This window comes from Methylotuvimicrobium sp. KM1, assembly GCF_044788715.1.
In the GTDB taxonomy this organism is placed as follows: Bacteria; Pseudomonadota; Gammaproteobacteria; order Methylococcales; family Methylomonadaceae; genus Methylotuvimicrobium.
Map to the genome: position 1 here is coordinate 1178607 of NZ_CP173170.1, position 25343 is coordinate 1203949.

22 protein-coding genes are annotated in these 25343 nt (G+C 46.6%); 17 read left to right on the plus strand and 5 right to left on the minus strand.

The genetic code is table 11. The features are described 5' to 3' along the window. Positions 1-6: 6 nt before the first annotated feature. The gene (gene gap / locus ACINK7_RS05115) at positions 7-1017 is read right to left on the minus strand and encodes a type I glyceraldehyde-3-phosphate dehydrogenase (protein ID WP_404360222.1); all 1011 of its coding nucleotides are present in this window, start codon (positions 1015-1017) and stop codon (positions 7-9) included. 273 nt (positions 1018-1290) lie between these two features. Between gap and ACINK7_RS05120 the strand changes: the two genes are divergently transcribed. Next, positions 1291-2376 carry a TRAP transporter substrate-binding protein gene (locus tag ACINK7_RS05120; protein ID WP_404360223.1) on the plus strand — a complete coding sequence of 362 codons (1086 nt, stop codon included), beginning with the start codon at positions 1291-1293 and terminating at the stop codon, positions 2374-2376. A 213-nt stretch (positions 2377-2589) separates the two neighbouring features. Here ACINK7_RS05120 and ACINK7_RS05125 read toward each other — a convergent pair whose 3' ends face one another. The 3 genes from ACINK7_RS05125 to argH all read right to left on the minus strand — a co-directional run bounded on the left by ACINK7_RS05125 (position 2590) and on the right by argH (position 8234). After that, the gene (locus ACINK7_RS05125; protein WP_404360224.1) at positions 2590-2955 is read right to left on the minus strand and encodes a PilZ domain-containing protein; all 366 of its coding nucleotides are present in this window, start codon (positions 2953-2955) and stop codon (positions 2590-2592) included. Positions 2956-3478: 523 nt separating this feature from the next. Then, entirely contained in the window at positions 3479-6304 is a 2826-nt protein-coding gene (locus ACINK7_RS05130; protein WP_404360225.1) for a class I adenylate cyclase, read from the minus strand. Between the two features lie 532 nt (positions 6305-6836). Further along, the gene (gene argH, locus ACINK7_RS05135) at positions 6837-8234 is read right to left on the minus strand and encodes an argininosuccinate lyase (RefSeq protein WP_404360226.1); all 1398 of its coding nucleotides are present in this window, start codon (positions 8232-8234) and stop codon (positions 6837-6839) included. A 259-nt stretch (positions 8235-8493) separates the two neighbouring features. On the opposite strand from argH, the gene hemC reads away from it, so the two are divergent. From hemC to hflX, 13 genes are all read left to right on the plus strand, one after another. After that, a complete protein-coding gene (hemC, locus tag ACINK7_RS05140) occupies positions 8494-9417 on the plus strand; it encodes a hydroxymethylbilane synthase (protein WP_404360227.1) in 924 nt (307 codons plus the stop codon). Between the two features lie 4 nt (positions 9418-9421). Beyond that, complete coding sequence (locus ACINK7_RS05145; RefSeq protein ID WP_404360228.1) at positions 9422-10192, plus strand: uroporphyrinogen-III synthase; 771 nt, start codon at positions 9422-9424, stop codon at positions 10190-10192. Between the two features lies 1 nt (position 10193). Further along, positions 10194-11366 carry a uroporphyrinogen-III C-methyltransferase gene (locus ACINK7_RS05150; RefSeq protein WP_404360229.1) on the plus strand — a complete coding sequence of 391 codons (1173 nt, stop codon included), beginning with the start codon at positions 10194-10196 and terminating at the stop codon, positions 11364-11366. A 19-nt stretch (positions 11367-11385) separates the two neighbouring features. Then, positions 11386-12615: a heme biosynthesis HemY N-terminal domain-containing protein gene (locus ACINK7_RS05155; protein ID WP_404360230.1), complete on the plus strand. Its 1230-nt coding sequence runs from the start codon at positions 11386-11388 to the stop codon at positions 12613-12615. A 956-nt stretch (positions 12616-13571) separates the two neighbouring features. Beyond that, the gene (waaA, locus tag ACINK7_RS05160; RefSeq protein ID WP_404360231.1) at positions 13572-14852 is read left to right on the plus strand and encodes a lipid IV(A) 3-deoxy-D-manno-octulosonic acid transferase; all 1281 of its coding nucleotides are present in this window, start codon (positions 13572-13574) and stop codon (positions 14850-14852) included. 191 nt (positions 14853-15043) lie between these two features. Then, positions 15044-15400: a TIGR02647 family protein gene (locus tag ACINK7_RS05165; RefSeq protein WP_404360232.1), complete on the plus strand. Its 357-nt coding sequence runs from the start codon at positions 15044-15046 to the stop codon at positions 15398-15400. A gap of 35 nt (positions 15401-15435) precedes the next feature. Continuing rightward, positions 15436-15756 carry a hypothetical protein gene (locus tag ACINK7_RS05170; protein WP_404360233.1) on the plus strand — a complete coding sequence of 107 codons (321 nt, stop codon included), beginning with the start codon at positions 15436-15438 and terminating at the stop codon, positions 15754-15756. 141 nt (positions 15757-15897) lie between these two features. Then, positions 15898-17079 (plus strand): NAD(P)/FAD-dependent oxidoreductase, encoded by a 1182-nt coding sequence (locus tag ACINK7_RS05175; protein ID WP_404360234.1) that lies wholly within the window; start codon positions 15898-15900, stop codon positions 17077-17079. Between the two features lie 472 nt (positions 17080-17551). Further along, the gene (locus ACINK7_RS05180; RefSeq protein WP_404360235.1) at positions 17552-18274 is read left to right on the plus strand and encodes a DUF445 domain-containing protein; all 723 of its coding nucleotides are present in this window, start codon (positions 17552-17554) and stop codon (positions 18272-18274) included. 2 nt (positions 18275-18276) lie between these two features. Continuing rightward, entirely contained in the window at positions 18277-19059 is a 783-nt protein-coding gene (locus ACINK7_RS05185) for an alpha/beta fold hydrolase (RefSeq protein WP_404360236.1), read from the plus strand. A 29-nt stretch (positions 19060-19088) separates the two neighbouring features. Beyond that, entirely contained in the window at positions 19089-19667 is a 579-nt protein-coding gene (locus ACINK7_RS05190; RefSeq protein WP_404360237.1) for a hypothetical protein, read from the plus strand. Between the two features lie 512 nt (positions 19668-20179). Beyond that, the gene (hfq, locus tag ACINK7_RS05195) at positions 20180-20419 is read left to right on the plus strand and encodes an RNA chaperone Hfq (RefSeq protein ID WP_125220321.1); all 240 of its coding nucleotides are present in this window, start codon (positions 20180-20182) and stop codon (positions 20417-20419) included. A gap of 19 nt (positions 20420-20438) precedes the next feature. Next, the gene (gene hflX / locus ACINK7_RS05200; RefSeq protein ID WP_404360238.1) at positions 20439-21701 is read left to right on the plus strand and encodes a ribosome rescue GTPase HflX; all 1263 of its coding nucleotides are present in this window, start codon (positions 20439-20441) and stop codon (positions 21699-21701) included. A gap of 11 nt (positions 21702-21712) precedes the next feature. Here the strand turns inward: hflX and ACINK7_RS05205 are convergent, their stop codons facing one another. Further along, positions 21713-21835 carry a hypothetical protein gene (locus tag ACINK7_RS05205; RefSeq protein ID WP_404360239.1) on the minus strand — a complete coding sequence of 41 codons (123 nt, stop codon included), beginning with the start codon at positions 21833-21835 and terminating at the stop codon, positions 21713-21715. A 173-nt stretch (positions 21836-22008) separates the two neighbouring features. Here ACINK7_RS05205 and hflK point away from each other — a divergent pair, with 173 nt between their 5' ends. The 3 genes from hflK (at position 22009) to ACINK7_RS05220 (ending at position 25340) form a co-directional block, all read left to right on the plus strand. Then, entirely contained in the window at positions 22009-23193 is a 1185-nt protein-coding gene (hflK, locus tag ACINK7_RS05210; RefSeq protein WP_404360240.1) for an FtsH protease activity modulator HflK, read from the plus strand. Next, positions 23193-24050, plus strand: coding sequence for a protease modulator HflC (gene hflC, locus ACINK7_RS05215; RefSeq protein WP_404360241.1), 858 nt, complete (start codon positions 23193-23195; stop codon positions 24048-24050). Before hflK ends, hflC begins: the two co-directional genes overlap by 1 nt. Before the next feature lie 99 nt (positions 24051-24149). Next, complete coding sequence (locus tag ACINK7_RS05220) at positions 24150-25340, plus strand: ATP phosphoribosyltransferase regulatory subunit (RefSeq protein ID WP_404360242.1); 1191 nt, start codon at positions 24150-24152, stop codon at positions 25338-25340. Positions 25341-25343 lie beyond the last annotated feature (3 nt).

A 25343-nucleotide genomic window follows, 5' to 3' on the forward strand; every position in this document is an offset into this window, starting at 1 on the left:
TGCCCTTTATTTTGCGTTGCACAAGGCAACAGTGGTATCCAGCATACGATTCGAGAAGCCCCATTCGTTGTCGTACCAAGCCAAAACTTTAACGAAGTTGCCTTCGGTGACTTTGGTTAATGACGATTCGTAGATGGATGATGCAGGATTGTGATTGAAGTCGATAGAAACCAGTGGCTTGTCGTTATAAGCCAAGATGCCGTTCGATTTTTCCGAAGCGGATTTCAGGATGCTGTTGATTTCATCCACGCTGGTGTCTTTTCCGGCCGTAAAGCATAAGTCGACGACCGAAACGTTAATGGTCGGTACGCGCATGGCGAAACCGTCCAGTTTTCCGGCCAATTCAGGCAGAACCAAGCCGACAGCTGCGGCAGCACCTGTTTTGGTTGGTATCATCGATTGTGTTGCGGAACGAGCGCGGCGTAAATCGCTGTGATAAACATCGGTTAATACTTGGTCGTTGGTGTAGGCATGAATTGTGGTCATCAAGCCGTGTTTGATGCCGATGCTATCGTTCAAGGCTTTTGCTAATGGCGCCAGACAGTTGGTGGTGCACGAAGCATTGGAAATGATCGTGTCGGAAGCCTTTAACGTATCGTGGTTGACGCCGTAAACGATTGTGGCGTCGACGTCGTTACCGCCGGGGGCCGAAATGATGACTTTTTTCGCACCTGCGGTGATATGAGCGGAAGCTTTGGCTTTGCTGGTAAAAAAACCGGTGCATTCATGGACGACGTCGATCCCGAGTTCGGCCCAAGGCAGTTTGGATGGATCGCGTTCGGAAAGTACACGAATTCTGTCGCCATTGACGATCATGTAATCGCCGTCGACACCGACTTCACCGGGGAATTTTCCGTGCGCGGTATCGTATTGAGTGAGGTGAGCATTGGTAGCGGAATCGCCCAAGTCGTTAATTGCGACAACTTGGATTTCACCGTTGCGGCCAGATTCATACAATGCACGAACGATATTTCGTCCAATACGACCATAGCCGTTGATTGCGACTTTAATTGCCATATAAGTTCTCCGGTAATGTGAGGTTGATTTTTTCGGTGGGCGCCAATCGGTTTCCGATCAGCGTACGGCGTGAAAGTATAGCAAAATTAGCTATATTCCGTCCATGTATAAAGGGCTTTGTTTCCTTAGGATAACACAAATCCCCCTTGTTGCTAATGTCGAAAGTTTCGGTAGGTTTTATGAATCTTCGTTAAACTCACGTCGCATTCAAAGCTAATTTTTTGATTGCGGGTAATCATCGACTTTTTCGGAAATTACGGAGATGCATAGCATATGAAGCGTAGAGAATTTATAAAAAAAGCGAGCGTAAGTACGGTCGCGGCAAGTACTGTAACATTGACGGGTACTAAAATTAGTAAGGCCGACACGGTTTTTAAATGGAAGTTGGTTACGGCTTGGCCGAAAAATTTTCCAGGCTTAGGGCATGGAGCTAATTTATTGGCGCAAATGATCACCGAGATGAGCGGTGGGCGAATCAACGTCAAAGTCTATGGGGCTTCGGAATTGGTGCCTGCTTTTGAAGTGTTTGATGCGGTTGCTAATGGAACCGCAGAGATAGGCCATTCCGGATCTTATTATTGGAAGGGTAAGTCGGAGGCGGCGCAGTTTTTTTCGGCGGTGCCTTTCGGCTTTACGGCTCAAGAAATGAACGCTTGGTTGTATTACGGCGGCGGTTTGGAGTTGTGGCAAGAACTTTACAAGCCGTTCGGTCTGATTCCGGTGCCGTCCGGAAATTCGGGCGTGCAAATGGCCGGATGGTTCAATCGGGAAATTAAATCGGTAGCCGATTTGGATGGATTGAAAATGCGTATTCCAGGTCTGGGTGGCGAAGTTTTGAGGCGCGCAGGCGGTACTACGGTTAACTTGCCGGGTGGAGAAATATTCACGGCTTTGCAGTCACATAACATCGATGCGACTGAGTGGGTCGGACCTTATAACGATTTGGCTTTCGGTCTGCATAAGGTGGCCAAGTTTTATTATTACCCAGGTTGGCATGAACCGGGCTCGACGATCGAGGCTGTTATCAACCGAAAATCCTTCGACGCATTGCCGAAAGATTTGCAGCAAATTGTAATGACGGCGTGTAAGGCTGCAAATATGGATATGATAAGCGAATACACGGCACGTAATAATCAAGCCTTGGATACTTTAATCAACAAGCACAATGTATCGGTATTGCCCTTGCCTGAAGATGTGTTGAAAAAACTCAAGCAGATTTCGGACGAGCTTATTGCTGAAATGGCCGGAAAGGATCCTGCGGTCAAAAAAGTGTACGATTCGGTTGTCGGTTTCAGAAGTCAAGTTGCGCGTTGGACCGAGATTTCGGAGTTGGCCTTTTTGAAAGCGAGAGCGCTTTGATCGATAAACCTATAAAAAGCATTTCGCCATGAAGATCATGAAGATCATGAAGAATTATAAGTTAATGCAATAGCTTGCCATGCTTTTGCAAAATAGCTTTTCTCTCCTGAATGGTTACCAATGTTTTTTAATACTTAATTAAAGAACCTCATGTGCTTTATGGTTAAACCGCCGAATTTAGGTTCAACAGCATTTTGTGGATTCGTTGCCCTGTTATATTGTCGGCATTGCGATGTTCGTTTGGGCGTGTTTGACGCATTCGAACATCAATTCGTCTAAGGCTTCTTCAGTCGAATAGTTGCCATGGTGCAGGCCGTATTCGAAGTGTGGGCAGTAATGCTTGATTTCGCCGTGTATCGTTATCGGAATTTTTGATTCGGGGAGCACGATGACAATTTTGACAATACCTTCGCTTTCTTCGGGTAATGGAGAGTTCAGGCGAATTTTAATGCCGGTATAGCTAATGTCGATAACGTCGCCGTCAATTTCAATCGGGGCCTCTCTGACTCGGTCGATGCTGACATGGGCTTTTAATTCCTTGACCGATATTCTTGGGTGTTTGCGTTGTTCGTTGTGCATGTGAAGTGTGAATTAAAAATTGTTGATGCTAAGGATTTCGCGAAAAATAACTTCCTGGAGTTATACGCGCTTTGTCGAGGGTTCGGTAGTTCGCTTGGCTGGACGCCGTGAACCCAGCACCTAAATTATCCAAGAATGTTAACCATAGCCAATGAGCTATGGAATTTAGGTGCTGGGTGAATACGTCCCTGTAGGCTTGACGGCGACAATCCTTGCCGACGACACCTGCCAATCGAGTTACCGAGCCCTCCATAAAAAAGAGAAATTATTCATAACTATATTCATCATAGATGAAAATTCGGCCTCGGGGTGCCCGTCAAAGGACGCCGTAAATACGTCCATGTAGGCTCTATGCCAGCTCCATGCTGGCAAAGCCTTTACCGAGCACCCCGAGGCCTCCTCCGGCACTGCCGGAATTTGAAGTGCGAAAGGCATAAATCCTAGGGATGTTATTTCTGGTCATGATCTTTGCATCTAAGGTTTCTCGGTTTTTAATAATTTGTAAATCATTGATAATAAATAGTTATGTACCCGAAATGCTGTTTAAACGGTTTTCGATTTTTTGTTTATATTTCAATAAGTGAATAGTTTGTAATTCCGATGCGTTTTCAAGGCCTAAGTTTGCGAGCGGTACGTCGATATCGCTGATGTGAATAGGATATCGCTGATTGGATTGCCTAAATTCCAGAATATATTCCGCCGCCGCTGAAAGGGCGCGCTTACCGTAAGTTAGTGTCGAAAACTCTTTTTCGTTGCAATAAAGCGTGTAGGATGCCGAGTGTTCTCCTGACACGCGAATATCCAATTCGCGAGTCAAGTTTATTCTGTTTGGAACACTCGGAGTATATTTTAAGATGGTACTGGGATTGTGTCGGATTTTATAGTGCTCGATTAAGAGGCTGTCGTCAAAGAAATATCGGTTCAGAATATTATCTAGAAAATGTTGATAACGGCGCAACAAACCATCGATCTTTGCGGAAGGGTAGTGCTGGCGAAACAGCGCGCCTTTTTCGTCCAGTAAATAAAGCTGTATACCTGTTTTCGTGGCAGTATGAAATACTTGAATCGTGTTTGCTTTATTCAATTTTAATAATTCGGGTATCTCGCTTTCTTCCAGACAAAAAGGGTCGATATGCGTCGGGCTGAAAACCCCTTGGGCTTGGCTTAATTCGTTTAACAGTTCTTGACGAGTTCCAATGCTTCGATAATGTAGAGTTCTGTTTTTTCTCTGAAAAATATAATAATCTTTTGCTCCTGCCAGGATGTAGCGGGGCGATTCGTCAGGACTTGACTGGCCGAACCAACTGATTAACGTTTGGAATACGCTTTGAGCTCGTTGGCTAATGCTATTGGCGCGTGCCGAAGTATTACAAATAACTTTGACATCGCTTTCTGCGATTGGAGGGCGATGATTGTTGAAGATGTCGGTGAAGGTGTCGAATAAACCGTCCAGTCCGTGGGCGCGGCTTGCGGTGACTTCTCCCCAGTTCGAAATGGAAACCCGATTTACCGATTGAACAAACGATTGACGGCTCTTGCCATAACTAAAAGGGTCGTAGCGTTCGCTCATGACTAGGCGTCCGTCATTGCGTTCGCCCTCAGGTTCCGTTCCGATATTGATGAACAATAGCGAGCTTTGACATTGGTTAGGTTGTTTATAGCTAGGCAAATCGAGGTGTAATTTATCGAGTCTGCTGCTAATGAAGTCATGCAATTGTTCGGTCGTGGTTTGGAGTTCGTTCGTTGAGAGTGAGAGTGTTTTACTGTCGAGGTTAAGTTTCAGTTTTTTATGGTATAGGCCGTTTACAATGATCCATGCCAGCAATTCAATTAAACTCCAGGTGTTTTTTATCGGGCTTTGTTCGGCAAGATTGTCCGCAGTAACATGACCAAGATATAGGCTCCAGCCGCTTTGATTATCGGCGAAGCTAGTTTCTACGAGCGATAATTCCTGTTCTTTGATTTGGAGTGCCGAGCGGGTTGTAATAAACTCGATTTTGCCTGGTTTTTTGTCCAGAAAGGAATGCAGTTTGCGGCCTATCAGTTTCAGATCTTCATTGTCTTTCAAGTTACTTTGAACATGCTGTCCGGCAAAATTTAAAATCATACGATAACAGCCTGCTAGATGACGCAGAATAATGTCATGTTCACGGGTGGCTTTCAGTATGTTCCATGATTGTTGTCGGCTGATTTCAGGCAGCAAGGTTTCCGGCCACTGCCACCGATGCGCAATATGCTTGATGAATTCGGTGCGATAGAGTTGTTTTTGTGGGTCTTGTTCGGTATTGGCAAAGCCCATGATTTTAATGTATAGGCTATGTCTAATCAGTTCCAGGCGTGCGCGATTAGCGGGCGAGCTAAGGTAATTCTCGAGTTTTTGATAAATCAATAGATAGGGGTCGAGATCTTCGAGCGAGAATTCTCCGCCGTGAACGGCTTTTTTCATTTCCGAACAAAGCCATTGAGTATTGGGATATTCGCTTGCGTAACATTCCATCAGCATCAGTTTTAGCAGCGATTTATGCGGCGACCCGATCGCTTTATAAATATGCCAGAGCGTGACGGTGATGAATTCTTCGGGAGGAGCGTTTTCCAGGCTGCCGAAATCGATGACTTCCAGTTCCGAGATGAATTTGTTATCGAGTAAATGACTGATATAGCCGGTATGATGATGCTCTTCTTGCGGAGGCACGAGCCACCAAGCCGGCGATCGGCCTGCAATATAGACAGCAGTACGATAAAATTCCTCTAATAATAAATAGTGTTGGGTCTTTCCGCTACTTTCATCGGAAATAGGGATATCTTGGCCGCTTTTAAATTTTTCATGATCGATTAGGAAAAAATGAACCTCAAGGTCCAAAGACATAGCCCACTCCTCGATCGCGGTTGCTTTCTGCTGAAGTTCTTCAAGGGCCGAAGGGGGCAAGGCCGGGTCGTGGCAAAGCCAAATATCCATATCGCTGGTTTTTGTGAAGGCAATGCTGCCGACGCTGCCCATCAAAAACAAGCCTAGAATTGGATGATTCGCCAAGGCGCGCGTTTTGTATTGGTAGCTTCTCGAAAATTGAGCGGCATGCAGTAGAACTTGGCGTGTCGGTGAATAGTCTAGAATACCGGCTGGGGTTTCAGAAGAAATAAAACCGGGCAATAACGGTACGTTTTGATGAAACAGCAAGGGAAGTAATTCTAAAAAGACTCGTTGACGCGGTTGTAAAAAACTTTGAATGCGTTTTTGCTGAAGCAAATGTAAATTTTTGAAACGCTGGAGAATCGCTAGCAAATCTTTTTTGCTGATATCTTCTCCGGGCGAACCAAGGCGAATCGGTGTGAGATGTTTTTTTTCAACCATGTTGTCGTGAATGGTTAGCGATTGACAGGCATATTGTTGTCTTCTATTTAGCAGTGCGACAAAATTTGTGGGATTTTTGAGGCGCGGAAGCCGCCGTTACGTGAAAGGTTTCGTACTGTTATAACTTTAGGTTATACTCTTTGATAGTCAAATTTCGGTCCGGGGCGAATATTGATTTTGCATTACGCCATGGATGGCATTTAGTAAGACAACAATAGAAGGCGCATTAGGCGACAACTAGTCTGATACAGGGCAGCGAAAAATGCTCCTCGGCAATTGCTCCTGCATTGCTCTAATACCGCCATCCTTGGAGTAATGTATTTTCTGCATTCATTACATCCCTGCGTAGCCATGTCCTAATGCCTCAATTTGAAATGCGATAGACATAAAGATCAGTGGCTTGCCTTGATCTTTCGGCTATGCTTTTCCATTCACCATTCACCATTCACCATTCACCATTCACCATTCACCATTCACCATTCACCATTCACCATTCACCATTCACCATTCACCATTCACCATTCACCAGCATTCAAGCATTCCCTGCAAGTTCGGTTCTCGCTTTGCTAATGGCCTCCCTAACGGTATCCGGCGCGGTTCCGCCGATATGCTTTCGGGCGGCGACCGAGCCTTCTAAAGTTAATACGTTAAAGACGTCTTCGTCAATGCAGTCGGAAAACTGTTGCAATTCCGTAAGCGTTAGCTCAGACAAGTCGCGTTGGGTTTCGACGCCGAGCCGCACGGCTCGGCCGACAATTTCATGCGCATCTCGAAAGGCCAGGCCTTTTCTGACCAGATAATCGGCCAGATCGGTCGCGGTCGCGAAGCCTTGTTTCGCGGCGCGGTACATTTTGTCTTTTTTTGCGCTCAAGCGGGGCACCATGTCCGCGAATGCGCGCAGGCAATTGATTAGGGTGTCGGCAGTATCGAACAACGGTTCTTTGTCTTCTTGATTATCCTTATTATAGGCTAGGGGTTGGCTTTTCATTAGCATCAACAGCGACATCAAATGTCCGGTGACGCGCCCCGATTTGCCGCGGACCAATTCCGGAACATCGGGGTTTTTCTTTTGCGGCATGATAGATGAGCCGGTGCAGAAAGCATCAGGAATATCGATGAAATCGAATTGGGCGCTGGACCATAACACCAGTTCCTCTGAGAAGCGCGATAGATGCATCATGATCAAACTGCCCGCGGCACAAAATTCGATTGCGAAATCGCGGTCGCTGACCGAATCCAGCGAATTAGCCGACGGTTCGGCAAATTGCAACAGTTGCGCGGTCATGTGTCGGTCGATCGGATAGCTGGTGCCAGCCAATGCCGCGGCTCCCAACGGCATGATATTGATTCGTTTTAGGCAGTCGGCTAAGCGCTCGTTGTCGCGCTTGAGCATTTCGAACCAAGCCATCAGATGATGTCCGAAAGTGATTGGTTGCGCGACCTGTAAATGGGTAAAACCGGGCATGATCGTGTCCGCTTCGCGTTCGGCAAGGTTCAAAATGGCATTTTGCAAACGGGTCAGTTCGGCGCGGATGCGCTTGATTTCATCGCGCAAATAAAGCCTAATGTCTGTCGCGACCTGATCGTTGCGGGAGCGTCCGGTATGCAGCTTTTTGCCGGCAATGCCGATCATATCGGTCAGGCGAGCTTCGATGTTCATATGAACGTCTTCTTGTTTGACGGACCAATTAAATTGGCCTTGCTCGATTTCGATGCCGATTTGTTGGAGGCCCTCTATGATCGCATCGCGTTCGTTTTCGGTGAGGATGCCGATTTTGCCCAGCATTGTTGCGTGAGCGATCGAACCTTGAATGTCTTGCTGGGCCATGCGTTTGTCGAAGTCGACCGAAGCGGTGAAGATTTCTACAAAGGCGTCGGTGGCCTCGGCAAATCGGGCGCTGGATAGTTTTTCGGAGTTAACGTTGGTCATAAGTTTCGGTGCTGAAATTGTAAATAGCTCATTATATGCGATACGCAGGCTTTCGTTGTTCTGAAAATTGTTGATTCGCCCCATTTGCGTATATGTGAAGAAAAAGTTTTCAATAGGGCATGCGTTCTGTAAGTGCATAGAATTAAAGTGAGTTTTTTAGGTCGAGCAAGGCTTTGTCTGCCGAAAGTGAAACTCGCTAAGGATTGTGCTTGTCGGACAGGTTACAATGTGCATTTTTAGTTGAATATTGGGTGTTGTTTTGGCAAATCAAATCATTCGTATCGCAACTCGCAAGAGTCCCTTGGCCTTATGGCAAGCCGAACATGTCGCCGATCGGTTGAAGCGGGCTTTTCCTGGACTCGAAACCGAATTGGTCACGATGACCACGAAAGGCGACAAATTGTTGGATGCGCCATTGGCTAAGGTTGGCGGCAAAGGCTTATTTGTCAAGGAGTTGGAGCAGGGGATGTTGGAAGGCAGGGCCGATATTGCCGTGCATTCAATGAAGGATGTGCCGGTGGAATTTCCGGATGGCTTGCATTTGTCGGTGATTTTACAGCGTGAAGATCCTACCGATGCCTTTGTGTCTAATCACTATGCTTCGCTGAGCGAGCTGCCCGAACGACCTAGAATAGGGACTTGCAGTTTGCGACGACAATGTCAAATCAAGGAAAGATTTCCCAATGCCGAAATATTAACATTGAGAGGTAATGTCAATACCCGATTGGCCAAGCTCGATGCGGGCGAATTCGATGCGATCATTCTTGCCTCGGCCGGGCTGATTCGCTTAGGTATGCAGCATAGAATCGCCGCGCGGCTCGATCCTAGCGAAAGTCTGCCGGCCATCGGGCAAGGCGCGATCGGGATCGAATGCCGAAGCGACGATACAGTTATCAACGAATTATTAAGTCGGCTACACGATCCGGAAACCCATATTTGTGTATCGGCCGAGCGTGCAATGAATGCTCGATTAAAAGGCGGCTGCCAAGTTCCGATCGCCGGTTTTGCGACCTTGCAATCGGATATTCTTTACATGCGAGGTTTGGTCGGCGATCCGGACGGTAGTGTGATATATCGCGCCGAACGAAGCGGGCCGGCCGAACAGGCCGAGCAGATCGGTGTGTCGATTGCCGAAGAGTTATTGGCTAACGGCGCCGATAAAATTTTGCAAGCTTTGTTTTAGATTAATGACGAATGCAAAACCGTTTTCAGTGCTGGTGACTCGCCCGGTTCATCAGGCGCACAATTTGGCTCGAATGATCGAGAATCGTGGTTGGCGAGCCGTGCGCTTTCCAGTACTCGAAATTGCTCCGCTGCCTTGTTCGACGGGCGGATTCGAAAAGCTTGAAAGGCTACAGTATTTCGATTGTGTAATCTTTGTCAGCGCTAATGCGGTAAATTTTGCGCTGCAAGCGAATAATGGCAAAATAGCCCCGTTTAAACAGTGTAAAATCGCTTCTGTTGGAAAAGCCACGGCCAGAGCTTTGGAGTCTGCAGGACTCGTCGTGGATTGGGTGCCTGAGACTGGTTTCGATAGCGAAGCTTTATTGACACTGCCTTATTTTCATGAGGTTGAGGGCCGCTCCTTTTTAATAGTCAGGGGCGAAGGCGGTCGGGAAAAACTTGCCGATACTTTGCGCGAAAGAGGTGCGACCGTTGAATATTGGGAGGTCTATCAAAGAATTCGACCGCAATCCGATGTTCAGCCGGTGGTTGATTTGTTAAAACGCGGAGAACTTAGCCTGGTCACGGTAAGCAGCGGTGAAGCATTGCGCAATCTTGTGGATATGTTAAGTTCTTACGCAAAGCCGGAATTGATCTCCGTCCCGTTAGTCGTTATCAGCGAAAGAATGAAATATCTTGCCGAGGATATCGGCTTTAAAAGAATCGCTTTAGCCTCCGGTCCGGATGACGAAGCGATTGTTCAAAAAGTAACTACTGTGTGCAATGGGGAATAGTGTGGCCGAAGTGACTGAAAATCAAGAGCGGGAAGCGGAAGCTGAAACGGATACGAAAACGGCGAATAGCAGCGAAAAAGTACACCGATCCCGAAGTGGATTTTGGCTGGCGGTGATTGTTTTTTTGGTTATCCTATCGATCGTTGGCATAGGCTTGTTTTTATTTGCTCAGTTAAGACAGCAGCAGGAGACGCTTGGCGGTGAAGTCTCTAAAGGAGATATGCAATTATTCGAGTTGACTAAGCAAATCAGCGGCTACCAAACGCAAATTGCCGCGATTCAATCGCATTTGACGACGATCGAATCAGATTTGAAAGCGAAAGATAGGTTGATTAACGAATCCTTAACCGAGTTTTCTCAACTGCAGTCCGAAAAATTGGAAGCGATACGTACCGATTTGAATACTCGAATTCAACAGGTTCAGCGCCAATTGGGTAAAACGCGTGGCGATTGGTTAATCGCCGATGCCGAGTATTTGCTTAGCGTCGCAAATCAGCGCCTGCAGTTGACCGGCGATGTCGAGACTGCTCGTGAAGCATTGCAAGCGGCGGATCAACGTTTGCGTGAAAGCGGCGATGCGGCCGCCTATAAAGTACGCGAACAAATTGCCAAAGAAATTGCCGAATTAGGTAAGGTGCAACTGCTCGATATTGTCGGGGTTTATTCGTCAATCAGAACATTAGAGACCGAAATCGGTAAGTTGTCGTTGATTAAACCTTATTCAGGTAAGCCTCTGACGCCGTCTGAAGAAATACACGATCATGCTCAGCATACCGATGAAGAGCACGACCTTCTGTCGAAAGCGTTAAAAAGTTTGCAAGGAGTGGTAACGGTGAGGCATACCGACCAGCCTATCACTGAAATTATTACGCCGGAGGAAGCGCAGTTCACTCGCCAACAATTGCGTGTCAAATTAGAAATGATAAAAATCGGTTTGGTGCAGCAAAACGAAGTTTTATACAAGGCCAGTATTGCCGATGCAAAGGAATGGGTTGCCGAACATTTTACAAGTAATTCGATCGCCAGAAACTTCGTGGCCGAATTGGATAAGCTCGAAGCGATTAGTTTACATAGTCAATATCCCGATATCAGTCATTCACTAAAAATGCTACGCGATATCACCAAACTAAGAATCGAAACCGATAAGGCTTTGTCGGCTCCTGAGCCATCCTGAATATAACAACGGGTACATTATGAAAAATATTATTTTTTTTCTGGGCTCGCTGTTTATCGCCATCGCGGTCGCTTTTGGGATACACAGTTGGTTTTCTCGCTACGACGATCCGGGCTATGTCTTGATTGGTATCGGCAATTGGTCCTTGGAAACGTCTTTGGTGGCGTTAGGTGTAACGTTAGTCATTGCCTTTTTTCTGTTCTATATGTTTTTTCGCCTTTTGGGCTGGTTGCTTCGGCTACCCGGCAAGGTTAAATCTCATGGTCAAAGTGTCAAATACAACCGATCTCAAGAAGCTTTGATCGCAGGCTTAGTAGATTCGGCGGAAGGAAATTGGGAAAAAGCCGAAAAAATTCTGATCAAACATGCATCGCATAGTGGCGCGCCATTGATTCATTATTTGACTGCGGCACGCGCCGCTCAGTCGCGCGGAGCTGTTGAAAAGCGCGATGAATATCTAAGAATTGCCGCGGAGCGATCGCCGGGCGCCGATATTGCGGTTGGTTTGACCCAGGCGGAAATGCATTTGTCGGAGCAGCAGTTCGATCAAGCGCTCGACACGCTGAAAAAACTACACTCCATCAATCCCGCTCATGCCAGTGTTTTGAAGCTGTTGCATCAGACGTATCGCCAATTAGGGGACTGGGAGGCGATACGCAAAATTATTCCGTCGATGAATAAAAGTAAAGTGTTGATGGAAACCGAAATCAAACTGCTGGAAGCCGAGGTTTTTAGCGGCTTGTTGAGGCAGGCGGCGGAAAACGGCGATTATACCAAGATTCAAGAAGTCTGGCAGGAGGTGCCTGATTATATTAAGCGTATACAAGGGATTCCCGCTATTTATTTTGCCGGTATGATCGATGTTGGTGCGGGCGCCAAAATAGAGGACGAACTAGCACGCTCGATTTCCGAGGATTGGGACGAAACTTTGTTGGTATTGTTCGGGAGCGTTCAATCCAACGAACCTCAAAGGCAGCTTAAAACCGCAGAAGGTTGGCTTAAGGCCTATCCCGATAATGCAGTTTTGTTGAGGGTTCTCGGTAAAATCAGTAAACGTTGTAAAGAAACGGATAAGGCTGGGCAATATTTGGAAAAAAGTATTGCCTTGGAACCTTCGGTTTCGGCTTATCAATTGTTAGCAGACTTATTGACCGAAAAAGGCGATAAAAATTCGGCGCTTGAATGTTACAAATGCGCTCTCGACTTGGCATCCGGCGAAGTGGCGCGCCAGGTAGAAAATATTACATGATAACCGGTTGAAAAAACGGTAATTGGAAATTTTTGCGGCTTCAGAAAAGCTCTCATCATCCATCCTCCGCCCCGAACGTTTTGATTGGCTTTGACCAAAGTCGAAACGTTTAGGACGAGGTTACAAACCCCGTCCTGCCAATGAGCTTAAAATGGGTAGTTTGAGGCTTCACTAAGCTGGTGAAAGTGTTGTAGACCCTTCATGCTTCGACTTGGCTCAGCACGAACGGTCTACAACACATGCCAACTGCTCTTTATTACTGTGAAAGTTCGTAGATTTGGACTCGTTATCTAATTTTTCGATATACAAAAGTTCAGCAACGAAAATGTCGGTTCCTAAGAGGGTGCGGTTGCTCGACCGACAGGCGTCGGCGGCAGGGAGCCGCCGTCGAGCCTACATGGACGTATTAACGGCGTCCTGTCGGGCGAGTGACCGCACCCTAATTATCCCCTCGTACTTTCATTTGCCGGGGTGACGAAAGCTTCTTCATGATCGTTAGGATGAAAGTATTATGGTCTAACCGGCTAAGAAAAAGAGGTGAGCATACCCATCGTAGATCAAAATTCGGCACCGGGGTGTCCGTCAAAGGACGCCGTGAATACATCCCTGTAGGCTCTATGCCAGATCCATGCTGGTCCCTCACCTAGCGTTAGGTGAGGGGCCGAACGAACGCCCCGGTGCCTCCTCAGGCACTGCCGAAATTTGAAGTGCGAAAGGTATAAAAACCATTATGCCGTTTCAGAATAGCTTTCATCATCCTGGAAAAAGCATTTTGTCCACGAAACACACGAAAATATTCATATAGTTATACTTTTCAAGTCGTTCACCTACATAGGTGATTCTGAAAATTTATGTAACCGCAGATTAATTTCGTGTATTTCGTGGGCTGAGTGCCGAATTTAGGATTAATCGAATTAGTACCCTCACTTTTTTCCGGAATGTTAAGGCTAAACATCGTGCGAGTTATTTATTCCGCCGTTTTTTATTTATTATTGCCGCTGATTTTTGGGCGATTGCTTTGGCGGAGTATCAAGGCGCCCGAATACCGTAATCGATATTGGGAGAGGCTTGGGCTGTATCGGCGCAATTTCGAAGGTCCGTTTATTTGGTTTCATGCCGTATCGGTCGGTGAGGCCGAGGCAGCTTTTCCGTTAATTAAGCGCCTTCAGCAAGATTATCCTGAAAAAAAGTTTCTGATAACCACAACCACACCGACCGGATCCGCGCGTATCCAAGCTGTTTTGGCTGATTCCGTCGCTCATGTTTACCTTCCTTACGATACGCCCTGTTCAGTCGCGCGGTTTATTGCTGCATTCAGACCCGAGATTGGGGTCATTATGGAAACCGAAATTTGGCCCAATCTATTTGCAGCCTGCGAAGCAAAGGGTGTTGCAATATGTATTGTCAATGCTCGATTGTCCGATAAATCCGCGCGCGGTTACGCCAAAATTCCGAGCCTGATTAAACCGGCACTTGCTTGCGTTAGTCAAATTGCCGCTCAAACAAAGGAGGATGCCGAACGATTCGTGTCGATCGGTGCGGAACGAGAGCGTATTCAATCGGTTGGCAATCTGAAGTTCGATATCGACATCGATTCGCAATTCCTGGACCGAGGTAAGCAACTAAAGCAGGAATACTTCGCCGGGCGCTTTGTTTGGATTATCGCCAGTACGCATAAGAACGAAGAAGCGATTTTTTTAAGCCTTTATCCGAAGCTCAAAGCCTCGATACCTGAGTTGCTCCTATTGCTCGTCCCTCGTCACCCTGAAAGGTTTTCCGAAGTCGAGCGTCTGATTGTCAGCAATGATTTAAAGCCGATAACCCGTTCGTCCGGATTGAAATGTGCGGATGAAACCGACGTATTCTTATTAGATAGCATGGGCGAATTGAAGTTGTTTTATGCCGCTGCCGATTTGGCTTTTGTCGGCGGTAGTATGGTGCCGGTCGGAGGGCATAATATTTTAGAGCCGGCGGCACTTGGAGTTCCGGTGATGTTCGGCCCTTACATGGATAATTTCAGAGAGATTCAATCCAATGTGTTAGCCGTTGAGGCTGCGGTTCAATGTTTCAACGAAGCGGAAATCCTGTCTAATGTTGATTATTTCCATCAAAATCCAACGGCGCGTGATGCATTGGTCCAAAAAGGATTGCAATTTGTAGCAGATAACAAGGGAGCTATGGAGAAGATTGTGATCTTGATCGGTTCGTTAATCGGACGTAATAAAGGTGAAAGGTGAAAGGTGAAAGGTGAAAGGTGAAAGGTGAAAGGTGAAAGGTGAAAGGTGAAAGGTGAAAGGTGAAAGGTGAAAGGTGAAAGGTGAAAGGTGAAAGGTGAAAGGTGAAAGGTGAAAGGTGAAAGGTGAAAGGTGAAAGGTGAAAGGTGAAAGGTGAAAGGTGAAAGGTGAAAGGTGAAATCGGCGCTTGACAAATGATTCAAATACTGCGTCATTTTTACCGCTTACCGCTTACCGCTTACCGCTTACCGCTTACCGCTTACCGCTTACCGCTTATTCTGTGGTCTAATGATATTAATAATAAATGGGGAACATACATGCTCAAACAAGAATTAGTGGACGAACTCAATATTTTGCTGCATTACAATCTGACGACGACACTCGAGGGAATCAAAATCCATAAGGATGCCGATGCCTCTGTAATCGATGCAGTAGCGCGTTTGTACCAAAAGGGCTTAGTAACGCAAGCAGATGGCGGATATTTGACCGACCTTGGTCGAACGGCAGCCGAGCATGCGCAAGCTTGTCATATTATTCTTACCTCCGGTTGAGGTTATTGCTTACGGGTTTTCGGGAGGCTTAAACGATGAAAGTATTTTTATTATTCTCCGGTAGCGGCACGATGGTTGTGATGACGGATCGTTCGCAAGTCGACGATCAGTCTTTTTTAGCGGTGCTGGCAGGCAAGGGCGTCGAAAAGTTTGTGGCCTATGAAATTCCGGTGCCGTTAGCCAGAGAGCGTTATGGACATCATTTCGAAAAGGCCGAACAAGAATTGAGTGCGGATCGTCCTTTACGAGTGCTCGATTATAACGGCGAACGCGCAATGCGTTTGTTTCGATTCGCTGAATTGGGCGCTGTGCTCATGCATGAGCCGGAAGGATATACGGAGCAAAAAAGTTTTTGATGGCCCCGTCTCTTTTTTTTTCAAATGCGCTTGTCGCTTATGTATGTCCTACAAGGCTAATTTCTCACGCCGATTGACTCGAAGTCTGGTGATTTGATTGCGGTTCTTGTATAGTTCGCCGCTTTTTTCCGGATATAAACTATGGTGGAAACCGATGTCGTCGTAATCGGTGCGGGCGCTTCGGGGTTAATGTGCGCCATCGAAGCAGGTAAGCGCAAGCGCAATGTGAAAGTGTTGGAATTAGCCGCAAAGCCCGGTAAAAAGATTCTGATGTCCGGAGGCGGACGCTGTAACTTCACCAATTATTCGGTTGAGTCGGACAATTATATTTCACATAATCCGCATTTTTGTAAATCGGCCTTGAGTCGATTTACACAATGGGATTTTCTGGATTGGGTTCAGCGTTATCGCATCCCTTATCACGAGCGAGAATTCGGTCGTCTGTTTTGTAACGACAGCGCTAAGGATATTCTTAACATGCTGTTGACCGAGTGCGATTCGGTCGGTGTCGACATTAGTTTGAATACCCACATTGAAGCCATTGAGCATCGTTCCGATGGACAATTCCTGATTAACACCAAGCTGCAAAATTATTTATGCCGTTCGCTAGTGATTGCTACCGGCGGTCTGTCGATTCCTAAAATGGGAGCGACGCCTTTCGGCTATAAAGTCGCCGAACAATTCGGTATTAAAGTTTGGCCGACCTCGGCGGGCTTGGTTCCGTTTACGCTGCAACCGGACGACAAGCACCGATTATCCGAACTTTCCGGTATCGCACTGTTATGCCGGGTGAGTTGTTTAGAGCAAAGTTTTACCGAGAATTTGTTGTTTACCCATAGGGGATTAAGCGGTCCGGCGATGCTGCAGATTTCCAACTACTGGCGTCCCGGACAGTCATTGACGATCGATTTGTTACCCGAGACCGATCTTGCCGAGCATCTTTGGCAGCTTAAAACGACAAAGTCTAAGGCCGCGTTAAAGACCGTGCTAGTCGAATTGTTGCCGAAACGTTTAATCGCCTGTCTAATCGAAGAAAAGTTGCTAAACAGTAATATGGCGGATTTATCGACTGCTAAAATCGATGTTATTACTGACTGTATCAGCCATTGGACGATCAAACCGAACGCGACGGAAGGCTACCGCACCGCCGAAGTGACGATTGGCGGCGTCGATTGTAACGCAATTTCATCGAAAACGATGGGCTGCCATGATGTGCCGGGTTTGTATTTCATTGGCGAAGTGCTCGATGTGACCGGTTGGCTCGGCGGTTATAACTTTCAGTGGGCATGGTCGTCGGGTTGGTGTGCCGGGCAATATGTTTAAACGGCTTGAAACCGATGATATCGTCCCCATAGTCCCGGATAATGCATCCATCGTAACGTTCATGAAGGCCAGGCAATCACCCCAGCAAATGAAAGTGCGAGGCGGGTTAGAGTGCGGCCACTCGCCCGACAGGACGCCGTGAACCCAGCACCTAAATTATCAAAGATAGTTAATCATAGCCAATGGACTATGGAATTTAGGTGCTGGGTGAATACGTCCATGTGGGCTCGACGGCGGAATCTGATTGCCATGGATGGCATGAATGCAGATTTTGAATTACGCCATGGACGGCGTGTATTAGGGCAATGCAGGAGCAATTGCCGAGGAGCAAAAATCTGCCCTGCCGCCGACGCCTGCCGGTCGAGCAACCGCACCCTCTTCGGAACCAACATTGTTTTTCATATCGAAAAATTAGATAAAGAGTCCTAATCAACGAACTTTTACAGTAAAGATTATTATTGTTTAACCCATCATGAAAAAGTTGTTCAACAAAAGTTTAATCACGAACTTGCTGGCGGTTTTGATCGTTGTTACCGGTTATGTGTGCCCGGTACAGCAAGATTTAATGAAAGCGATCGGTTTTTTTGCATTATCGGGTGCGATTACCAATTGGTTAGCTGTGCATATGTTATTTGAAAAAGTGCCGTTGTTATATGGCTCCGGCGTTATCCCTAATCGCTTCGAGGAATTTAAATCGTCGATCAAGCTGCTGATGATGCAACAGTTTTTTACCGTCGAAAATGTTGAGCAATTTATCGAGAAAGAAGAGCAGGAGGGCGGCAAGGTATTGAATTTAGAGCCGATACTGAATGCAGTCGATTATGATCGGGTTTACGAGGGGCTGGTGGCTTCGATCATGAACTCTTCGTTCGGCGGCATGCTGATGATGATGGGTGGAGAAGACGCATTGAAGCCGCTCAAAGAGCCTTTTACCGAGAAAATGAAGCTCATTTTAACTGAAACGGTTGATTCGGAGCGATTCAAAGAAGCTTTACATCATAGTTTGGACGCTCATAAGATTGGCGAGGATATTGTCGACAAAATTGAGACTGTTATCGATAAACGCTTGAATCAATTAACGCCTCAGCTAGTCAAGGAAATCGTGCAGACCATTATCCGCCAACACTTGGGATGGCTTGTGGTTTGGGGCGGTGTTTTCGGCGGCTTGATCGGTGCGGCATTCAGCTTTATATGATCATGAGCGACATTCAGTTACATTATGAAACCTTCGGTGAAGAGAGCGCGCCGCCAATGGTTATCTTGCACGGCTTCTTAGCATCGTCTCGCAACTGGAGGCAAATTGCCAAGCGTTTGTCCGAGCGTTTCCGTGTTTATGTGCCGGATCAGCGCAATCATGGCGCATCGCCCCATGCCGAGAGCATGAACTATCCGCTGATGGCATCCGATCTGGCGACATTTATGGATCGTCTGAATTTAGAATCGGCTACCTTGCTTGGACATAGCATGGGCGGCAAGACCGCGATGTGGTTCGCGCTCAATTATCCCGAGCGGGTGTCGCGTTTGTTAGTCGCGGATATTGCGCCGGTCGCTTATCAACACAATTTCGATCGTATTATCGAGGCGCTTGACCGCTTGCCTTTAGCATCGCTTTCGAATCGTAAACAGGCTGACGATTTTTTGTCTGAGGCGATTCCCGATATTGGCTTCAGGCAATTTTTATTGCAAAACTTGATATTGCGGGATGGACAGTATGCTTGGCGCATCAATCTGGATTATTGCCAACAGTCGGCCGATTATATCGTCGGTTTTCCTTCCGTTGAGGGAGTGGCGGGTTTTGTCGGAGAGGTATTGTTCATAACCGGAGAAAATTCCACTTATTTTCGGCCCGAAGCCGTTCCGGCGTTGTTTCCTAACGCGGCTGTCGCAACAATTGCGAATGCCGGGCATTGGTTGCATGCCGAACAGCCCGATCACTTCGTCAAGGTAGTCGAGGATTTTGTCATGGATCAGTTTAAATAATCCGCCTAGTTTGCCGATACTATCTGTATATGGATAAAAACGACCGGGTTATGAATATGAAACTTTTTAGTGGGTTGATTGTATTATTATTAATTGTTTCGACTGCAAAGGCTTATGCAGAGTTTTACGAAGTGCCGATGATGGATGCAAAATGGGACGTTGAAAGCGGTCAATCGGAGTGCCTTCTTAAACAAACCGTCCCCAATTATGGCGTAGCGGTGTTCAGTCATCGTTCCGGGGCTGCGTTAAAATTCTCATTGCAGGAAAGACGAGTTAAGGCCGATATCATTAAGGCGAATGTCATCGAAGCAACAGCACCTTGGATACATAACGAGTTAGCGTCACCTAATCATGCGGTATATTTGGACGGTGCTGCGCATGGCCGAGATTTTGATCGACTCAGTGTGTATGGAAATGCAGCAGAAGATATGCTCGATGCATTATTGCGAGGTAACGCGCCGACCTTTGTCTACGTGCGGGCATCGACGGTCTTAGATATGCGCGAAATTAGGGTATCGGTATCGCCGATTAAGTTTTTGGAAAGCTATGATGATTTTGTTCAGTGTCGGGAAAAATTGTTACATAGTCGTTCAAGAGTAGTTTATTGAAAATTTTCCCTAGGATTTGGTCATAAATAACTTCCCTATTTTTAATGCAAGGTAAGCAGGTTCGGTAACTCGATTGGCAGGTGTCGGCGGCAAGGAAAGCCGCCGTCAAGCCTACACGGACGTATTCACTCAGCACCTAAATTCCATAGCCCATTGGCTATGGTTAATTAACTTGGATAATTTAGGTGCTGGGTCCACGGCGTCCTGTCAAGCGAGTTACCGCCCCCGCTACAAAACTCATAGCTCCAGGAAGTTATTTTTCACGAAGTCCCTATAGGATTATTTTTGATTAAATAAGCATCAGTATTGAATCTAGCCGGCATTTGACAATAAAAAAATTCCAGTCATGCTTGATTGCCGAGGGTGATCAGTGTGCTATTGGTTAATAATTGTCCAAGAGTATTAAAAACGGGTTAAAATGCTCTGCGAATTAAGTTAGACTTACTGAAAAGTATTGGTATAGTGTATTCATAGTTTATTTAGGCTAGCTAAAAATAATAAGGAGAAAGCGGATGTCGAAAGGGCAAAATTTGCAGGATAATTTTTTAAATACACTCAGAAAAGAGCATACCCCTGTATCGATTTTTTTAGTGAACGGAATCAAGCTGCAAGGTCGTGTCGATTCGTTCGATCAATATGTCATTATGCTAAAGAACACGGTCAGCCAAATGGTTTATAAACATGCCATTTCAACGATCGTTCCAGGAAAACCCGTAAAAATCACCCGTGATAACGAACTCATTGAAGATTAACGATACAAGGAGCGCTTGATTGTTTGAGCGTCCAAATGCCGGTGAACGGGCCGTGCTCGTTCACCTCACATTACATACTTCACCCGAAGACCTTTCGGAATTAAAAGAATTGGCTAAGTCGGCGGGTGCCGATCCGGTTTATGTGTTGACCGGCAGCCGGCAAAGCCCCGATTCGAAATATTTTATCGGTACCGGCAAGCTTGAGGAGCTCAAGCAGGCTATTAGCGATTATTCGGCCGATATCGTCTTGTTTAATCACCCTTTGTCACCAAGCCAAGAGCGCAACCTCGAAAAAGCGTTGGAAGTTCGTGTGGTCGATCGCAATGGTTTGATCTTGGATATTTTTGCGCAGCGGGCGCAGACTTTCGAGGGCAAGCTTCAAGTCGAATTGGCTCAATTGCGGCATTTATCCACTCGCCTAATTCGCGGCTGGACGCATTTGGAGCGGCAAAAAGGCGGGATCGGCTTAAGGGGACCCGGTGAAACACAGCTTGAGACCGACCGCAGGCTTTTGGGGGTTCGGATCAAACAAATTCAACGCCGCTTGAATAAAGTTGCCAAACAGCGACATCAAGGGCGAAGTAAACGTAAAAAAGCTGAAGTTCCATCGGTTTCGTTGGTCGGTTATACCAATGCGGGGAAGTCGACGCTATTCAATACGATGACCGGCGCGGAAATTTATGCGGCCGACCAGTTATTTGCGACGCTCGATCCAACTTTGCGCCAATGCGTATTGCCCAATAATGCCGAAATTGTCTTGGCCGATACCGTCGGATTCATTCGGCATTTACCTCATGAGTTGGTTGCCGCTTTCAGATCGACATTACAAGAAGCTAGCGAGGCAAATCTACTTCTGCATGTGATCGATGCTAATGCCGAAGACCGCGATGAAACTATAGCCCAGGTTAATCAGGTTTTAGAGGATATCGAAGCGGATGAAATCAGACAGCTGCAAGTGTTTAATAAAATTGACCTCTTGCCGGATATTGAGCCGCATATCGATAGGGATGATGAAGGTAATGCTCTGAGAGTCTGGTTGTCGGCCGAAACCGGTGCAGGCATTGATTTGCTGTATCAGGTGTTAGCCGAAATTTTTGCTTCCAGCAAAGTGCGACGACAGATCAATCTTTTGCCAACTCAAGGCGACGTTCGAGCGAAGCTTTTTCGTTTAGGAACGGTCCTCGAGGAAGAAGTGAGCGATACGGGAGGATGGGATTTACTAGTCGAAATCGATAAAAAGCATTTGGGTGTTTTGAAATCGCTTGATAAGTTGGAGGCGTAGTATGAATATTCTTATCTCGATAAGTTGGTTTGTACAACGGCGGTTTTTTTAGGATAATCGCCGACTTGATGATTACCCATAATCCAAATGTTTTTGCTCTCTTCGTGTTCGCGGTCTTTATCGGAAGCAGTCAATAAAACTAAGCGTAAAACGTGAGAGCCAAAAATAATTTTTGTTTAAATTTATAGGTTTATTAAGTGATTGAAGCGGTTGCGAATGTTGATTTTTCGTATCTCCGATTTTTTATTTTACTGTAATAGACGTCTTTTTAATGTTTAATTTAAGAAAATCCAAATGGAGCATAGCTATGTCCTGGAATGAGCCTGGCGGCGGTAAAAAAGATCCTTGGAGCGGTCGTGGAGGAGACGATAAAGGTCCTCCGGATCTGGATGAAGCGATCAGAGCGCTTCAGGAAAAAATCGGCGGAATTTTTGGCGGCGGTGGCGGTGGCGGTAGTTCACCGGGCGGATCGATGAAAGGTTTCGGGTTTCTTGTTGGAGGCGCTGTCGTTCTATGGGGCCTAAGCGGCTTTTATATCGTCGATGAAGGTAATAACGGTGTCGTTACGCGTTTCGGTAAATATACCGAAACGACGCAAGCCGGTTTGAATTGGCACATTCCTGCTCCGATCGAAAGCGTCGAATTAGTAAATGTCAGACGGCAACGTTTTATAGAAGTCGGTTATCGTAGTGGCGGCTCTCAACAGACTTTGGGGTCGGTGCCGAAAGAAGCATTGATGTTGACTAAGGACGAAAACATCGTCGATGTTCGTTTGGCTGTGCAATATCAAGTCAAGGATGCGAAGGATTTCCTGTTCAACGTCGTTAGCCCTGAGATCACACTAAAACAGGTGACCGAAGCGGCTCAGCGTGGTGTGGTTGGGTCGAGTAAAATGGACTTTGTCTTGACCGAAGGACGTACCGAAATTGTGGCGCAAATCAAGGAGGAAATTCAGGATGTCATGGATTCTTATGAATCGGGTGTCCAAATAACCAGTGTCAACTTGCAGGATGCTCAGCCGCCTGAGCAAGTTCAGGGTGCGTTTGAAGATGCGATCAAGGCTCGAGAAGATCAGCAGCGTTTGATCAATGAAGCGGAAGCATACTCGAACGATGTGATACCGAAAGCGCGCGGCGCCGCGGCAAGAAAACTGGAGGAAGCCGAAGGTTATAAGCAGCAGGTGATAGCTCGTGCGGAAGGTGAAACCAGTCGTTTCTTGGCCTTGCTCGGCGAGTACAAAAAGGCTCCTGAAGTGACGCGTAATCGCTTGTACATCGAATCGATGCAAAGTGTATTGACCCATTCGAATACCGTTTTCCTCGATGTAAAAGGCGGTAATAATTTGATGTATTTACCCTTGGATAAATTGATTAAACAATCTCCAACGGAAGAATCCGCGCCAAAGCCTCAAACCGGCAGCGTGACACAAACTAGGCCGCTCGAGCCGGTTTTTCGAACCACTACTCGCGGTCGTGAAGGAAGGGGACGCTAATGACTTTGAATAAACTTTTAATCGGTGTGGCCGCAATCCTATTCCTTGGATTGATGTCTATTTTTACCGTATCGGAAACCGAAAAAGCCATTAAATTCAAGTTGGGTGAAATCGTCAAAGACGATTATGAGTCCGGCATCCATTTCAAATGGCCAATCGTCAATAATGTCAAAAAATTCGATAGTCGTATTCAAACGATGGATACCACGCCGGAGCGTTTTTTGACTGCCGAGAAGAAAAACGTAATCGTCGACTCTTTTGTTAAATGGCGTATCGGTAATGTCAAGGCGTTTTATACGGTAGTCGGCGGCGATATTAATCAAGCCAATTTAAGACTGGATCAAATCATCAAGGATGCCTTTCGTAGCGAATTCGGTAAACGCGATATCACGCAGTTGGTCGCGACCGACCGTAAAATCATTCGGGAAATCTTGATTGATAAAACCAGAGAGATTGCGGCGGAGTTGGGTCTCGATATCATCGACGTTCAAGTTAAGCGTATCGATTTGCCGGCCGATGTCAGTAGTTCCGTATTCAGAAGGATGGAAGCCGAGCGTGAGCGGGTAGCCAGGGAGTTTCGCTCTCAAGGTTCCGAGGCTGCTGAACGCATTCGATCCGATGCCGATAGACAACGTGTCGTGATTCTTGCCGAAGCCTTTAGAGAAGCCGAGAAGCTGCGAGGCGAAGGCGATGCGATTTCAGCCGATACTTATGCTAAAGCGTTTACAAGAGATTCGGAATTTTACAGCTTTTATCGTAGTATCAATGCTTATAAAGATACCTTCAGTGATTCCGACCGATTGATGGTCATAGATCCGGAATCGGAGTTCTTTAAGTACTTCAAGTCTCAGAAATAAAAATTGGTAAATTTTAATGTTCAATCGTTTCGATTGGACACTTGACAACGCTAACGCTCCGTCTTGACGGGGCGTTTTGTTTGAGTGGATACGTAAAAAATGCAACAAAAAAATACTTGGCTTTTGCCCGACGGTATTGAAGAGGTCTTGCCGGCTGAAGCTAAGCACCTGGAAAATCTTAGGCGCAAGTTGTTGGATGTCTTTTCGTGTTGGGGATATTCGCTGGTCATTACGCCAATGATCGATTATTTGGATTCTTTGTTGACCGGGTCCGGTCATGATTTGGATCTCCAAACTTTTAAATTAACCGATCAGCTGAGCGGTGAAATGTTGGGTATTCGTGCCGATATGACGCCGCAAGTTGCACGTATCGATGCGCATAACCTTAATAATTGTACGCCTGCTCGATTATGCTATGTCGGAACGGTATTGCACACGCTTGGGGATCCGTTGGAAAAAACCCGGAGTCCCATGCAAATCGGTGCGGAACTATACGGTCACGAAGGCCGTGAGAGCGATGTCGAAGTGATTTCGTTGATGTTGGAAATGTTGGCGATGTCCGGTTTGAAAAATGTTCATCTCGACTTGGGGCATGTCGGTATTTATCGAGCCTTATCGGAACAGGCTGAATTGACCGATGCCGACGAAGCAGCATTGTTCGACGCCTTGCAGCGAAAAGCGCGGCCGGAAATTCGAGAACTCATCGAAGGATTGGCTCTCGATGAACGCCTGAAAGCAATGTTGCTCAAGCTGCCGGAACTCAATGGCGGTTACGAAATACTCGAGCAAGCGCGAGCCGTGTTTGACGATGCCGGCGATGCCGTAAAACAGGCCTTGGCAGATTTGCAAATGATTGCCGATCAAATGGCGGCCGCTTTTCCTGATTTACCGCTGAGTTTCGATTTGGCCGAACTCAGAGGATATCGTTATCATACCGGTGTCGTGTTTGCGGCTTTCATGCCGAGCGTAGGGCGAGAGATAGCTAGAGGCGGACGCTACGACAATATTGGCGAAGTCTTCGGTAGAGCGCGTCCTGCAACCGGTTTTAGCGCCGATTTAAAATTATTATCGGTTTTGAGTAAAGACATTATTCCGCTTGAGCAACCGGAAATTATTTTTGCCCCCGCTTCCGAAGACAGGGAGTTGGCCGAAAAAATTCGGGATTTACGTGCCGAAGGCCGTACCGTCATCCGTGAATTACCCGGACAGACCGGAAACTACAAAGAGCTTGGATTTACTTCGATCTTGGAAAAAAATAATACCAATTGGATTGTTAAGGCTATCGCTTAATTT

What these genes read in the sequence shown, in the direction of transcription:
- gap (WP_404360222.1), bottom strand. Translation starts at nt 1,017, where the DNA reads ATGGCAATTAAAGTCGCAATCAACGGCTATGGTCGTATTGGACGAAAT.
- ACINK7_RS05120 (WP_404360223.1), top strand. Translation starts at nt 1,291, where the DNA reads ATGAAGCGTAGAGAATTTATAAAAAAAGCGAGCGTAAGTACGGTCGCG.
- ACINK7_RS05125 (WP_404360224.1), bottom strand. Translation starts at nt 2,955, where the DNA reads ATGCACAACGAACAACGCAAACACCCAAGAATATCGGTCAAGGAATTA.
- ACINK7_RS05130 (WP_404360225.1), bottom strand. Translation starts at nt 6,304, where the DNA reads ATGGTTGAAAAAAAACATCTCACACCGATTCGCCTTGGTTCGCCCGGA.
- argH (WP_404360226.1), bottom strand. Translation starts at nt 8,234, where the DNA reads ATGACCAACGTTAACTCCGAAAAACTATCCAGCGCCCGATTTGCCGAG.
- ACINK7_RS05145 (WP_404360228.1), top strand. Translation starts at nt 9,422, where the DNA reads ATGACGAATGCAAAACCGTTTTCAGTGCTGGTGACTCGCCCGGTTCAT.
- ACINK7_RS05155 (WP_404360230.1), top strand. Translation starts at nt 11,386, where the DNA reads ATGAAAAATATTATTTTTTTTCTGGGCTCGCTGTTTATCGCCATCGCG.
- ACINK7_RS05165 (WP_404360232.1), top strand. Translation starts at nt 15,044, where the DNA reads ATGATTCAAATACTGCGTCATTTTTACCGCTTACCGCTTACCGCTTAC.
- ACINK7_RS05170 (WP_404360233.1), top strand. Translation starts at nt 15,436, where the DNA reads ATGAAAGTATTTTTATTATTCTCCGGTAGCGGCACGATGGTTGTGATG.
- ACINK7_RS05175 (WP_404360234.1), top strand. Translation starts at nt 15,898, where the DNA reads ATGGTGGAAACCGATGTCGTCGTAATCGGTGCGGGCGCTTCGGGGTTA.
- ACINK7_RS05180 (WP_404360235.1), top strand. Translation starts at nt 17,552, where the DNA reads ATGAAAAAGTTGTTCAACAAAAGTTTAATCACGAACTTGCTGGCGGTT.
- ACINK7_RS05185 (WP_404360236.1), top strand. Translation starts at nt 18,277, where the DNA reads ATGAGCGACATTCAGTTACATTATGAAACCTTCGGTGAAGAGAGCGCG.
- ACINK7_RS05190 (WP_404360237.1), top strand. Translation starts at nt 19,089, where the DNA reads ATGGATAAAAACGACCGGGTTATGAATATGAAACTTTTTAGTGGGTTG.
- hfq (WP_125220321.1), top strand. Translation starts at nt 20,180, where the DNA reads ATGTCGAAAGGGCAAAATTTGCAGGATAATTTTTTAAATACACTCAGA.
- hflK (WP_404360240.1), top strand. Translation starts at nt 22,009, where the DNA reads ATGTCCTGGAATGAGCCTGGCGGCGGTAAAAAAGATCCTTGGAGCGGT.
- hflC (WP_404360241.1), top strand. Translation starts at nt 23,193, where the DNA reads ATGACTTTGAATAAACTTTTAATCGGTGTGGCCGCAATCCTATTCCTT.
- ACINK7_RS05220 (WP_404360242.1), top strand. Translation starts at nt 24,150, where the DNA reads ATGCAACAAAAAAATACTTGGCTTTTGCCCGACGGTATTGAAGAGGTC.